The sequence below is a fragment of the Tsuneonella suprasediminis genome, assembly GCF_003605755.1.
Classification (GTDB): Bacteria; Pseudomonadota; Alphaproteobacteria; order Sphingomonadales; family Sphingomonadaceae; genus Tsuneonella; species Tsuneonella suprasediminis.
In genome coordinates this window covers 245,409-257,812 of sequence record NZ_RAHJ01000019.1, presented here as the reverse complement: position 1 = coordinate 257,812, position 12,404 = coordinate 245,409, and the positions used below count along the sequence as shown (strand labels likewise).

At 57.0% G+C, this 12,404-nt stretch carries 12 protein-coding genes; 4 read left to right on the top strand and 8 right to left on the bottom strand.

Annotated features, from left to right (window positions below; translation table 11 throughout):
- Position 1 precedes the first annotated feature (1 nt).
- The 6 genes from D6858_RS11110 to D6858_RS11085 all read right to left on the bottom strand — a co-directional run bounded on the left by D6858_RS11110 (position 2) and on the right by D6858_RS11085 (position 4,642).
- A complete protein-coding gene (locus D6858_RS11110; RefSeq protein ID WP_240623819.1) occupies positions 2-973 on the bottom strand; it encodes a DUF481 domain-containing protein in 972 nt (323 codons plus the stop codon).
- A 114-nt stretch (positions 974-1,087) separates the two neighbouring features.
- On the bottom strand, positions 1,088-2,125 hold the full coding sequence (gene queA / locus D6858_RS11105) for a tRNA preQ1(34) S-adenosylmethionine ribosyltransferase-isomerase QueA (protein WP_120110176.1): 1,038 nt from the start codon (positions 2,123-2,125) through the stop codon (positions 1,088-1,090).
- 52 nt (positions 2,126-2,177) lie between these two features.
- Positions 2,178-2,876 carry a peptidylprolyl isomerase gene (locus D6858_RS11100; protein ID WP_120110174.1) on the bottom strand — a complete coding sequence of 233 codons (699 nt, stop codon included), beginning with the start codon at positions 2,874-2,876 and terminating at the stop codon, positions 2,178-2,180.
- 98 nt (positions 2,877-2,974) lie between these two features.
- Complete coding sequence (gene coaD, locus D6858_RS11095; protein ID WP_120110172.1) at positions 2,975-3,487, bottom strand: pantetheine-phosphate adenylyltransferase; 513 nt, start codon at positions 3,485-3,487, stop codon at positions 2,975-2,977.
- On the bottom strand, positions 3,487-4,398 hold the full coding sequence (locus D6858_RS11090) for a polyprenyl synthetase family protein (protein ID WP_120110169.1): 912 nt from the start codon (positions 4,396-4,398) through the stop codon (positions 3,487-3,489). The genes coaD and D6858_RS11090 overlap by 1 nt, the downstream gene beginning before the upstream one ends.
- Positions 4,391-4,642 (bottom strand): exodeoxyribonuclease VII small subunit, encoded by a 252-nt coding sequence (locus D6858_RS11085; RefSeq protein ID WP_120110730.1) that lies wholly within the window; start codon positions 4,640-4,642, stop codon positions 4,391-4,393. The genes D6858_RS11090 and D6858_RS11085 overlap by 8 nt, the downstream gene beginning before the upstream one ends.
- Positions 4,643-4,785: 143 nt before the next feature.
- Between D6858_RS11085 and D6858_RS11080 the strand changes: the two genes are divergently transcribed.
- Both D6858_RS11080 and purL read left to right on the top strand, forming a co-directional pair.
- Positions 4,786-5,376 (top strand): hypothetical protein, encoded by a 591-nt coding sequence (locus tag D6858_RS11080; protein WP_318286432.1) that lies wholly within the window; start codon positions 4,786-4,788, stop codon positions 5,374-5,376.
- Between the two features lie 33 nt (positions 5,377-5,409).
- On the top strand, positions 5,410-7,662 hold the full coding sequence (purL, locus tag D6858_RS11075; protein WP_120110163.1) for a phosphoribosylformylglycinamidine synthase subunit PurL: 2,253 nt from the start codon (positions 5,410-5,412) through the stop codon (positions 7,660-7,662).
- 112 nt (positions 7,663-7,774) lie between these two features.
- On the opposite strand, the gene D6858_RS11070 is transcribed toward purL, so the two are convergent.
- Both D6858_RS11070 and serB read right to left on the bottom strand, forming a co-directional pair.
- Complete coding sequence (locus tag D6858_RS11070) at positions 7,775-8,371, bottom strand: Coq4 family protein (RefSeq protein WP_338067297.1); 597 nt, start codon at positions 8,369-8,371, stop codon at positions 7,775-7,777.
- 285 nt (positions 8,372-8,656) lie between these two features.
- Positions 8,657-9,550, bottom strand: coding sequence for a phosphoserine phosphatase SerB (serB, locus tag D6858_RS11065; protein ID WP_120110157.1), 894 nt, complete (start codon positions 9,548-9,550; stop codon positions 8,657-8,659).
- Between serB and miaA the strand changes: the two genes are divergently transcribed.
- Complete coding sequence (miaA, locus tag D6858_RS11060) at positions 9,543-10,514, top strand: tRNA (adenosine(37)-N6)-dimethylallyltransferase MiaA (RefSeq protein ID WP_120110154.1); 972 nt, start codon at positions 9,543-9,545, stop codon at positions 10,512-10,514. The two genes, serB and miaA, sit on opposite strands and share 8 nt — an antisense overlap.
- A 123-nt stretch (positions 10,515-10,637) precedes the next feature.
- Entirely contained in the window at positions 10,638-12,392 is a 1,755-nt protein-coding gene (gene ilvB, locus D6858_RS11055; protein ID WP_120110152.1) for a biosynthetic-type acetolactate synthase large subunit, read from the top strand.
- The last annotated feature ends 12 nt before the right edge of the window (positions 12,393-12,404 follow it).

The window sequence follows — 12,404 nt, the reverse complement described above, 5'->3', positions numbered from 1 at the left end:
CTTAAAATCCGTAAACAAGTGTAAATCGGCTAAGCGTATCAGTATTCACCGATCCCACCGGAGGGTTGCTGTTATAGTCGATCGTGTAGGAAAATCGCGTAGATAAACGATTGCTAACCTTGGCCTCCAGCCCGCTCACCAGACTGACGGAGGTGTTGCTGGAATCGATAACCGCAACCACGGAGCTGCCACTTTCGGCAACCGCATTCGCGCCTTGAGTGAACTTCAGCCGTTTCGTGATCGACCAGTCAAAATCAGCGCCAAACAGAGCAGCAAGACGGGCTTCCTCGGTTCCATCCCGATAATCCGTCAACCGATATGCCGGACCGGCTTTGATCGAAAGATGTACGTTGGGCTGATCGATGATCTGATACCCAATACCCCCCGAAACAGCGTATCGCCCGGAGTAACCTTGAATCCGATCACGCTCGTATTGTAGCAGGCCGTATGCAAACACCTGCTTACTGATCTTATAATTGGGCTCGTAAGAGGCAAAGAAGCGTTCTCGCGAAGTCTTCCCATTGGATCGTTGATATTCCGCTCTAGCGGTTATCTTCTGATCCCAATCGATCCCCGCGCGCTTTAACGAGAGAGAGCCGGTTAGACCGGTATCATCCCCATTGCCTGTAGATCGAAAAGCGCCAAATTCACCCTTTCCTTTCCACCGTTGAAATATTCCAGCGGTTCGAACCGCCTCCAGATCACGCGCTTTCTTCTCCTCAGCCAGGCGCTTCTGATGGTCGAGAAAGGCATTATTCAAGGCATCGATTTCACCAACATCATCAGGGTTGGTCTTCTTCGCTACCTCGACAACTGCCGCGACTTTATCTTTATTGCCCGTAGCAATTGCCGCCTCGATCATGGCGCGCACCGGTTCGGCAAGCTCAGCGTGTGCAGGAACAGGAAGCCCCACAATCGCGAGGGCACCGATAGCATGACGGAATAAACAACGTGCCTGAATCATAACCGCCATAGAGTAGCGCCTTGACCCTTGGTTCGCCAGTCACTGTAAAGCGCGAAAGGCCGACAAATTGGCTTGAATACGAACGCAGATCAGGCCGTTTGCATGCGGAAAATCACGCGGCAGCTAGCGTTGCGGCAACAGTAAGGAAGAATCGCCGTAGCTGTAAAATCGGTAGTGGTTTGCAATCGCATGAGCGTAAACGTCCATCATTCGCTCTCGCCCCATCAAGGCGCTCACCAGCATCACAAGGGTCGACCGCGGGAGATGAAAATTTGTCATCAGCCCGTCAACCGCGCGGAAGCGGTAACCCGGCGTAATAAAGATCGCGGTATCGCCTTCGAAAGGCTGAATGGTCTCGTCTCCATCCGCGGCGCTTTCAAGCAGGCGTAGCGAAGTAGTCCCAACCGCGATCACCCGCCCACCAGCAGCGCGCGCACCATTGAGCCGCGCTGCTGTTCTGGCGTCGATCCGCCCCCATTCCGAATGCATGGCATGGTCGCGGGTGTCGTCGGCTTTGACTGGCAGGAAGGTTCCGGCCCCCACGTGCAGCGTCAGCGTTTCCCGCCCAATGCCGCTTGCGTCGAGGGCGGAGATCAGTTCCGGCGTGAAGTGCAACGCTGCGGTCGGGGCCGCAACGGCACCTTCCTCTCGCGCAAACATGGTCTGATAATCTTCACGATCCGCCGCGTCTGTGGGGCGCTTGCCTGCAATATAGGGCGGCAAGGGCATCGTGCCCGCGCGTTCGAGCAGTACTTCGACCGGCTCCTCGCCTAAGAATGAAAGCGTCCAACTTCCGTCCGGGTGCCGTAGTTCCGCAATCGCCGCAACACTGTGCGGGAAAGCGATCCGATCCCCTTCCTGCAGACGCTTGCCATTGCGAACGAATGCCTGCCACCGTCGCAGATCGATCCGTTTGTGGAGCGTTACCCCAATCGTGGCATCGCCACGTTTTCCCGTAAGTTGTGCTGGAATGACGCGGGTGTCGTTGAACACCAGAACGTCACCTTCGCGCAGCAAGCCCGGCAAATCGCTGACCACACAATCCGAGAACGGATTTTCCGAACCGTCAACGACAAGCAGACGGGCGGAATCGCGCGGACGTGCCGGGCGCAGCGCAATCAGATCTTGCGGCAGGTCGAAATCGAACAGGTCAACACGCATGACATGCGCCGTAATCAGACAAAGAACCGATGGAAAGCCGGTTACTGGTTAATCAGTTCTGCGCCGCATTATCTGCTTGCGGCGCGTTGAGCATGTCGACCGTAACCGGAGATTCCTCTGTTGCAGCCTTCGGGGCGGCAAACTTTTGCGGCTTGTTGTCGGCTGCGATGGAGGCCTGAACAATATAGGTTGGATCGGCAGGCGGCTCACCACGATGAATTGCGTCAACGGCATCCATGCCCGCTATGACACGCCCAAAATTGGTGTAGTTTTTGTCGAGGCTAAATCGCGGGAGGAACATGATGAAGAACTGGCTGTTCGCGCTATTCGGATCGCTCGCGCGGGCCATCGACACCGTGCCGCGCAGGTGAGGCATGGGATTGAATTCCGCCACAAGATCCGGCAGTTCCGAACCACCGCGCCCTGTACCAGTTGGATCACCGGTCTGCGCCATGAAGCCTTCGATCACACGATGGAAAATAATCCCGTCGTAAAACCCCTCGCGAGTCAGCGTTTTGATACGTTCTACCGCCTGTGGAGCCCAATCCGGCTTCAACCGGATGGCGACCCGTTTGCCATTCGACAGGTCGAGAAGCAGTATATTCTCAAGATCGTTCTGAACGTTGAAATCAATCGGAGAATATACCTTCGGCTTGGCGGGTGCCTCCTCGGCAGCGTCCTGAGCGAAAGCAGTGGATGAGGTCAGGGCCAGCGCTGCGAGCGCACAGGAAGCAATCAGGCGTTTGAACATCGGGTTTCCGTCAAAATATGGAAAGTGGCGCGGCACTAGCGCGGGCGGTCTGTCGGATCAATGAATGACAGCAACAACGACGAATGCCGCATTCACAGTCAGAGATCACCCAAACGCCCCAGTTTGCTCACACGGGAGATCACATCCTCCCGTACAGACTGGCTGACGAATGGCGCAATCTCCCCGCCAAACAGCGCGATTTCTTTCACCAGTTTGGAAGCGATCGGCTGTAGTGAAACATCCGCCATCAAGAATACGGTTTCGATATTCTCGTTAAGCTGCTGATTCATCCCCGCCATTTGATATTCGTATTCGAAATCAGCGACCGCGCGCAGACCACGCACGATCACACTTGCCCCCATCTTTTCCGCCCAATGCATGAGCAAGGCATTAAATCCGACGATTTCCACATTGTCGAGGCCAAGCGCAGTCACTTCGCGTTCCACCATTGCGATGCGCTCTTCCGGTGAAAACATCGGATTTTTGCTGGGATTGGTCGTTACGCCAATAATGAGGCGATCAACCAGCTTGCAGCCTCGCCGGATAATGTCGGCGTGGCCAAGCGTAATCGGGTCGAATGTGCCAGGGTAAATACCGATGCGTTTTGTCATTATCGATCCCTATTCTGGATAAATCGAGCCAGTGCCCGCAGCAAGTCCGCTTCGCTGCCATATATTGCCAGATGGCCGATCGCCTGATCTATCAACGCCCCGACCTGCCTGCGTGCATCATCGGCCCCCATCAGCGAAACAAATGTTGCCTTCCCGGCCTTGTCATCCTTCCGCAATGCCTTGCCCGCAGCGTCTTCGTCGCCTTCGACATCGAGCAGGTCATCCGTAATCTGAAAGGCAAGACCGATATCACGCGCGTAATTGCGTAGGTTTCCCCGTGATTCGTCAGGCAGTCGGCCGAGAATCGCGCCTAACTCAACAGCCGCCCCCAGCAAGGCGCCGGTTTTGAGTTGCTGGAGCCGTGTAATGGTGTGCAGATCAAAATCCGCCCCCTCAGCCGCTATGTCCATCATCTGGCCACCAGCCATACCGCTAAAACCGCTGGCCTCAGCTAACGCGGCTACCATTTCTGCTCGCACAAACGGATCCCCGCTCGTCTCTGGCATTGAAAGAACTTCAAACGCAAGCGCATGGAGGGAATCGCCGGCGAGTACCGCCGTTGCCTCGTCGAATGCCAAATGGACGGTTGGCTTACCATGCCGCAATGTATCGTCATCCATGCACGGTAGGTCGTCATGTATTAATGAGTAGGCGTGGATCGCCTCTACAGCACAGCCGGCCCTCACTGCTGCATCGCGACTGACATTGAAAAGCGCCGCAGTCGCCACGGTGAGCAACGGGCGGACCCGCTTTCCGCCGCCGATCGTGGCATATCGCATCGCCTCCACCAGACGGGCGCGGGAATCCGAAGGGATGGGCAAAAAAGCATCGAATCTGACGTCGACATCCTGCTGGATGCGAAGAAATGCCCGTTTCAGCAGATCGTTGTCAGCCAAAGTCAGATCAGCCATCGGCGTCGAACGAAACGGTCCCAGCGGGGCGGCCATCCGTACCGCTAACGATCTTTTCAATCCGTGCCTGAGCCGAGTCCAGCCGGGCCTGGCAATGCTTACGCAATGCCTCTCCGCGTTCGTAAAGGCCTATTGATTCGTCCAGCGGCACATCCCCGCTTTCGAGCCGACGGACGACATCTTCCAAAGCACGCAGAGCGTCTTCGAAAGTCATCTGCGAAATATCGGGGATTTCCTCTGCCATGGTGAACCATGCATTGACCGCCTGCTGCCACGCGGTCAAGTTGTCAGTCGCAACCAAGGGGGTTTTGCAAGATGTTCATTGGCCATTGGTCCGCCGCATTTGCCGCGCGCGCGATGTCTGAACGATCACCCAGACTAGGCACCTTGTTCGTCGCGGCACAATTGGTCGACTGGGCATTTTTCACATTTGTTCTGCTCGGCATAGAACACATGCGCGTCGTTCCGGGAATCACAGCGATGAATCCAATGGACTTGTACGACATGCCGTGGACGCACAGCTTGCTTGGCACATGTGGCTTCGCTTTCACATTCGGCGCAATAGTATGGCTTGGTATGCGAGAACTGTTCCCGGCGCTCATCACGGCAATGGTTGTGGTTTCACATTGGCTGCTCGATTTTATTGTGCATCGACCCGACCTTACTCTTGCCGGGTTTCCTCCAAAACTGGGAATGGGTTTGTGGAACATCCCTTCGGTCGAAGCTCCCCTCGAACTCGCGCTGACTTTTGGAACGATGTGGTGGTATATACGGCGGACCGATGGGCCGCCCGTGCCGCCGCTTATTCTGGCGATCATGTTAATTGCATTGCAGCTGTTCAACTGGCTTGCTCCATCACCGGCAACTGGTGCCCCGGTCGCCCCGATGGCGATGATGGCACTGGCGGCTTATCTTCTGACGACCATCGTCGCATGGTGGGTGGGGACAACTCGCCGCCATCGGTGTAAGATAGACTAGCGACATTCGTTCGCCGTCGCTAAGGGCGGCGATATGGCCGAAATCACACCCGATATCGTGGAGGCTCATGGCCTCAGCTCAGAAGAATACGATCGCGTGCTTAATGCGCTCGGGCGTGAACCCAATCTTGTCGAGCTCGGCATATTCTCGGTAATGTGGAGCGAACACTGCTCCTACAAGTCGAGCCGTTTGCATCTGAAAAAGTTACCGACTGAGGCACCGTGGGTTATCTGCGGGCCGGGTGAAAACGCAGGCGTAATCGATATTGGCGATGGCCAGGCCGCAATCTTCAAGATGGAGAGCCACAACCACCCGAGTTATATCGAACCCTATCAAGGTGCCGCGACAGGCGTAGGCGGTATCCTGCGCGACGTGTTCACGATGGGGGCACGCCCCGTGGCGAACGCCAATGCCCTCCGCTTCGGTCGTCCCGACCACCCCAAGATGAAACATCTGGTGCAAGGCGTAGTCGCTGGAATCGGCGGCTATGGCAACTGCGTGGGTGTTCCAACTGTATGTGGAGAAACCAATTTCCATCCGGCTTACGATGGAAATATTTTGGTCAATGCGATGACCGTGGGTGTCGCCGATGCTGACAAGATTTTCTACTCCGCGGCGACCGGCGTTGGCAATCCCATCGTCTATGTCGGCTCTAAAACGGGTCGGGATGGCATTCATGGCGCGACGATGGCCAGTGCGGATTTCGGCGAAGATGCCGAGGAAAAACGTCCTACCGTTCAGGTGGGTGATCCGTTCACCGAGAAGTTGTTGATCGAAGCATGCCTCGAACTGATGGCGACCGATGCGATCGTCGCGATTCAGGATATGGGCGCAGCAGGCCTTACCTCGTCCAGCGTGGAAATGGCGACCAATGGGAAAGCCGGGATCCGCCTCAACATGGACAATGTGCCATGCCGCGAAGAAGGCATGACACCCTACGAAATGATGCTGAGCGAAAGCCAGGAGCGGATGCTCATGGTGCTGAAACCCGGCAAAGAAGAAATGGCGGCGGAAATTTTCCGCAAATGGGAGCTGGATTTCGCTGTTATCGGTGAGGTAACCGATACGCAGCACATGGTGCTCGAATTTGGCGGTGAGGTGGTGTGCGACATCCCCCTTGGCCCGCTCGCGGCGGATGCCCCCGAATATGACCGCCCTTATCTTTCCAGAAATGATTACAAGACATGGGCGCAAATCAAGCCTCTGGATAAAGCGCCCAAGAGCGCAGACATCGGCGCCGATCTTCTCAAGATGATCGCCAGCCCTGCCCTTGCCAGTCGCGCCTGGATCGCCGGGCAATACGACAGCCAGGTCGGTGCAGACACGCTCCAGACAGGTGGCGACGCTGGTGTTGTGCGTGTGCATGGCACGAAGAAGGCACTCGCCATCACCACCGATTGCACTCCCCGCTATGTTTACGCCGATCCATATGAAGGCGGTAAGCAGGCGATTGCAGAAGCATACCGGAACCTCTCTGCTGTGGGTGCGCAGCCTCTGGCGGTAACCAACTGTCTCAATTTCGCGAATCCGCAACGCCCGGAAATCATGGCGCAATTCGTTCACGCATTGGACGGAATGGGAGATGCCTGCCGGGCGCTTGATTTTCCGATCGTGAGCGGAAATGTCAGCCTGTACAACGAAAGTAAGGCGACCGGCGGTGGCTCTGCGATTTTACCAACCCCGGCGATTGGTGGTGTTGGGCTTATTGATGACTACGCTCAGCTTGCCTCAATCGGCTTTAAAGATGGCGCGCAGAAGATCATACTGCTGGGTGCCGACCCGCAGGCCGTGCCAGAGCTGGGCCAGTCAACCTGGCTATCGGTTTGCCACGGTATCGAGGCCGGCCTGCCGCCACGAGTTGATCTGGAGAAAGAGCGTAAGCACGGTGAATTCGTCCGCTCGTTGATCGAAGATGGGCGCGCTACCGCCGTTCATGACGTGTCCGATGGCGGCATTCTTGTCGCCGTGGCGGAAATGGCTTTGGCCAGCGGGATTGGGGCCCACCTCATCACCGGTGCGTTCGAAGAGTATGTTGACCGGGAGAAAAACCACCACGCATGGTCGATGTTCGCCGAGAATCAGGCGCGCTATCTGGTGACCGAACCGCATGACGCACACGTGATCGAGAAGGTGGCCGAAGAGGCTGGTATCGGTTGCTGCGTTATCGGCTGGACTGGCGGCGATGTGATCCGCATCGGCCCCGATGATCAGGCAACCATCGCCACGGTTTCGATCGATGAATTGCGGGAAGCGCACGAAAGCTTTTTCCGAAAATGGATGGACTGATCGGGCCATGGACTGATCGGGCCGTTGCGATCAGTTTCAGATCGTCCAGTGCAGTCCGGTTCCTGTAGCGGCGAGAGCGATAGCCCGGCCCTCGCCGCCGCCACACGCCGCGCTATTGCGCCTTAGCCAGCAGATCGTAAGGATCGATACCCTCGGCCTGCCATATCCGGTGGCATTCCCGATACCATCGATGTTCCGCAATGCCGAACTGCTTGCGGACCTGTAGCAAGTCCATAGCCAACAATTCGCGAATCGACATCTCGGCAATCGGCGGACACGCTTTGCCCAATCTATGGGCCTCACGCACGGCGCGATAGACGGGAGCCGCGCTTTTTACCTGCTTCTTGATATTGGCCGCCCCCGCATATCCTAACAGCAGGTGCCCGGCGCTGGGGCTCTGGCCATGAGTGAACAGCAGCACGCATTGTTCGCCCAATGCATCGCGCCCGTAGCCAGTCAGAACATGCAGCAAATCATGCGTATCGCGCTGCCGAAAACCATACCATTCCATCAGATCGCCATATTTTGGGCGACCCAGCTTTTCGGATTCGGCAACCAACCCTGCGGCACTCAGCCCTTCGCCCTCCATAAAGCGCACATATGCGTCCGCAATGCTGCCTTTCTGCATGTGCGACAGGGCATCGTGATCGTCCAGTATCGATGGAAGGTAAGGTTCTGCAGCGCGCAACTCATCGCCCTGCCCGCTCAACGTGAAACTATGCGCTCGCGAACGAAAATTTCGCGATGGTAGCGCGTCGTAAATCTCGAAGACGTGACAGGTATCCTCTTTGTCTTTGATCAGTTCACGAAAATGGTGAATGGCCTTCGCGATGTCACGCCTCGGCTCCGGCCGTCGCGGATTGCAGAACAGGGTGCCATCCGATGCCCGATCACCGCCAGGGATAAGCTTCGAAATTGGCTGGTGCTGTGTCATCGTGCATCGTTCTCCGCAGCAATATCAGCACCATAACATTGCAATTAGCAACTGAAAAGATCAACCATGAGAGGGCGCAACCCATTCATCGCGCGGGATACCCAGAAGATCGAGAATCGCGGTCAAATCCCCCCGATTGATAGCGCCATCCGCTGCAGCGCGCGCCTTGGGCTTCGCACGATACGCTATGCCCCATGTAGCCGCGCGCAGCATCGGGATATCGTTCGCCCCGTCCCCGGCAGAAAGACTGACCGCACCCTCTCCAATCTTCGCAGACTCATCACGCAAAACACGTTCTTTTACCGAACTATCGACAATAGGCCCGGCCAGCTCACCCGTCAGCCTGCAATCGGTCACTGCCAGACGATTGCCAACAACATGATCGAACCCAAGCTGCGCAGCGATCGGGTCAGCAAAATGATGAAAGCCCCCGGTTACCAGCACAGTGCGGCACCCTTTGGCGCGCAAGGTGGCCACCAGTTGCTGCGCCCCTGCCATCGGGCGGATACGATCCGCCAGACAGGTATCGATTGTGGCCTCCGGCATTCCCGCGAGAAGGCCCACCCGTTCCACAAGGGCACTGGCGAAATCGAGTTCGCCCTGCATCGCCCGCTCCGTGATGGCGGAAACCTGATCTTTCAGCCCTGCAAAATCGGCCAGTTCATCAATGCACTCCTGCCCGATCATGGTCGAATCCATATCGGATACGAACAACTGCGGGATACGAAAGTTGACTTGCGAAACCAGTACATCCGCCGGGGCGAAATGTTCGTCTATCAGCCTTCTCACGACCCCGGCATCGCCGGCTGGCAACGCGATCTGAAGAACGTCGCCGCAAAAATCGGTCATTTGCGCCAGCGCGACATGCATCCCCTCGCGCTCCAGCGCGGCGGTTACTGCATCGAGACGTGTTTCCAGTCCGTCAGGGTCTGCTATCAGTCGAGCGATGAGCAACGAGAATTCTCCGCAAATGTTCGGTTCAGGTCCGCCGGTCGCGCTCATTGCAGGGCCAACCGCCAGCGGCAAGAGCGATCTCGCCGTTCAACTGGCCAAAACGCGCGAAAGTCGCGGATTGCCATCGATCATCATCAACGCCGACAGCGCTCAAGTCTATGCCGATTTATCCATATTGAGCGCCCGCCCCACCGAAGAGGAGATGGCAGGTATCCCTCACCGTCTGTTTGGCGCGTGGGATGGTGCAAGTGCATGTTCGGCAGCTGACTGGGCCGTGGCCGCAAAAGCGGAAATCGCGCATGCTCACATAGCAGGCGCATTGCCGATTTTGGTGGGCGGCACAGGACTGTATATTCGCACCTTGCTCGATGGGATCGCCCCAATTCCCCCTATCGATCCGGTAGTACGGGAAGCCGTTCGCGCTTTGCCCGTCGCGGAAAGTTACGCGATGTTGCAGGTGGAGGATCCGGGCCGCGCTGCCACGCTTGCCCCAAACGATGCCTCGCGCATTGCGCGCGCGCTTGAAGTGATCCGCTCGACAGGAAAGCCGCTCGCTCACTGGCAGGCTCACAAAACGGGAGGAATCGCGGGTGATGTTTCGCTCGCTCCGGTTATCCTCACGGCCGACCGCGCATGGCTCTATGAACGATGCGATCGGCGGTTCGTGCATATGATGGAAAACGGCGCGATCGATGAAGTGTCGGCGCTGTTAGCCAGATCGATCGATCCGGCAATGCCGGTCATGCGCGCAATTGGTGTCCCGGAAATTGCCGCGTTTCTGCGCGGGGAGACAGGCCACGCAGACGCCGTGGCATCCGGACAGCAGGCCACGCGAAACTACGCGAAGCGACAGTTCACTTGGTTCCGTCATCAGCCCCCCACGCAATGGCCACGCACGCCATCAAATCATTCCGAAATACCGCATCAATTTGAAATATTATTCCCCAAATTGCTATTGACATGATATTTCATAATTCATAGGAGCCTATCAACGCAATATGAGAGGAGACCCGGCGCGCCTGATCGCGCCGGGTCGATTTTTTGAAGCAAGACGCTTAGTGCCATTTCAGGCACCGAATGCAGAAGGATGAATGACGTGGAAGAGCGCAGCGGCGCAAACATACTAGTCGAATGCCTTGTGAAGCAGGGAGTCGAATTCGTTTTCGGCTATCCCGGCGGTGCAGTGCTGCCAATTTACGATGAACTGTTTTCGGACCAGCGCATTCGTCACATTCTGGTACGTCACGAAGCAGGCGCGGCCCACGCGGCAGAAGGGTATGCCCGCTCAACGGGTAAGCCGGGCGTTGTGCTCGTCACCAGCGGTCCGGGCGCGACCAATGCGGTGACGGGAATTGCCGATGCCTTCATGGATTCGATCCCGATGGTGGTCATCACCGGGCAAGTTGCGACGCCGCTGATCGGCACTGACGCCTTTCAGGAAGCGGATACCATTGGCATCACGCGCCATTGCACAAAGCATAATTATCTCGTGAAAGACCCCTCTAAGTTGCGTGGGATTATCGAAGAGGCATTTCGTATCGCGACCAGCGGGCGCCCCGGCCCCGTGTTGATCGATATACCTAAAGATGTGCAGGTCGCTCTCGCATCGTGGGACGCACAGCCAGATACAAAGCCGGCCTCTGCGCGCTACGCACCGCCTTCGGTCGCGCCGCTCGATAATATTCTCGAAGCAGTCGAAATGCTGGCAGGTGCCGATTGCCCGATCTTTTACACGGGCGGCGGCGTCATCAATTCCGGCCCGCGCGCCACTGAACTAATGAGGCAACTGCAATCGCTGACCGGGGCGCCGGTGACCAGCACACTCATGGGTCTGGGCGCGTTTCCGGCGGATCATCCCGATTGGCTGGGTATGCTGGGAATGCACGGGACATTCGAAGCCAATATGGCGATGAACCGTTGCGACGTGATGGTTTGCATCGGAGCGCGGTTCGATGACCGGGTGACCGGCCGGCTTGATGCGTTCAGCCCGGACTCGAAGAAGATTCATATCGATATCGATCGGGCCAGCATTAACAAGACGGTGGCGGTCGATCTGCCGATCATCGGTGATTGCGCTGCCGTTCTTGAACAAATCATCTCGGTATGGGGCGATCGCAAGGTCAGGGATCTGAGCGAGTGGAAAGCACGCATCACCGGCTGGAAGGCTCGCGAAAGCCTCGCTTATCCCGAAAGCGACTCTGAAATCATGCCTCAGAAGGCGATTGAACGGCTGTTCGCGCTGACCAAAGATGCTGATCCGGTTGTCACAACCGAGGTTGGCCAGCACCAGATGTGGGCCGCGCAATACTTCGGCTTTTTCGGCCCTAATCGCTGGCTCACAAGCGGCGGATTGGGCACGATGGGATATGGCCTGCCTGCGGCAATCGGCGCGCAACTGGGCAACCCCGGCCGACTGGTGATCGATATCGCAGGCGAAGCCAGCATCCAGATGAACATCCAGGAACTAGGCACCGCCAGTCAGTACAGGCTGCCTGTCAAGATATTCATTCTGAACAATGAATTCATGGGAATGGTGCGTCAGTGGCAGGAATTGACGTATGAGAGCCGCTATTCCAACTCATATTCCGAAAGTTTGCCTGACTTTGTGCGTCTGGCGGAAGCATATGGGTGGAAGGGCATTCGTATCGAAGACGAGAGGCAGCTCGATGCAGGTATTCAGGCCATGATTGATTACGACGGCCCAGTGATCGTCGACTGCCGTGTCGCTAAGGAAGCGAATTGCTTCCCAATGATCCCAAGCGGTGCGGCGCATACCGACATGCTGCTGTATGGCGATATGGTCAGTGGCACGCTCGACGATGAAGCCAAGGCACTGGTGTAAGGGCATATGGAC

What these genes read in the sequence shown, in the direction of transcription:
- D6858_RS11110 (WP_240623819.1), bottom strand. Translation starts at nt 973, where the DNA reads ATGGCGGTTATGATTCAGGCACGTTGTTTATTCCGTCATGCTATCGGT.
- queA (WP_120110176.1), bottom strand. Translation starts at nt 2,125, where the DNA reads ATGCGTGTTGACCTGTTCGATTTCGACCTGCCGCAAGATCTGATTGCG.
- D6858_RS11100 (WP_120110174.1), bottom strand. Translation starts at nt 2,876, where the DNA reads ATGTTCAAACGCCTGATTGCTTCCTGTGCGCTCGCAGCGCTGGCCCTG.
- coaD (WP_120110172.1), bottom strand. Translation starts at nt 3,487, where the DNA reads ATGACAAAACGCATCGGTATTTACCCTGGCACATTCGACCCGATTACG.
- D6858_RS11090 (WP_120110169.1), bottom strand. Translation starts at nt 4,398, where the DNA reads ATGGCTGATCTGACTTTGGCTGACAACGATCTGCTGAAACGGGCATTT.
- D6858_RS11085 (WP_120110730.1), bottom strand. Translation starts at nt 4,642, where the DNA reads ATGGCAGAGGAAATCCCCGATATTTCGCAGATGACTTTCGAAGACGCT.
- purL (WP_120110163.1), top strand. Translation starts at nt 5,410, where the DNA reads ATGGCCGAAATCACACCCGATATCGTGGAGGCTCATGGCCTCAGCTCA.
- miaA (WP_120110154.1), top strand. Translation starts at nt 9,543, where the DNA reads ATGAGCAACGAGAATTCTCCGCAAATGTTCGGTTCAGGTCCGCCGGTC.
- ilvB (WP_120110152.1), top strand. Translation starts at nt 10,638, where the DNA reads ATGAATGACGTGGAAGAGCGCAGCGGCGCAAACATACTAGTCGAATGC.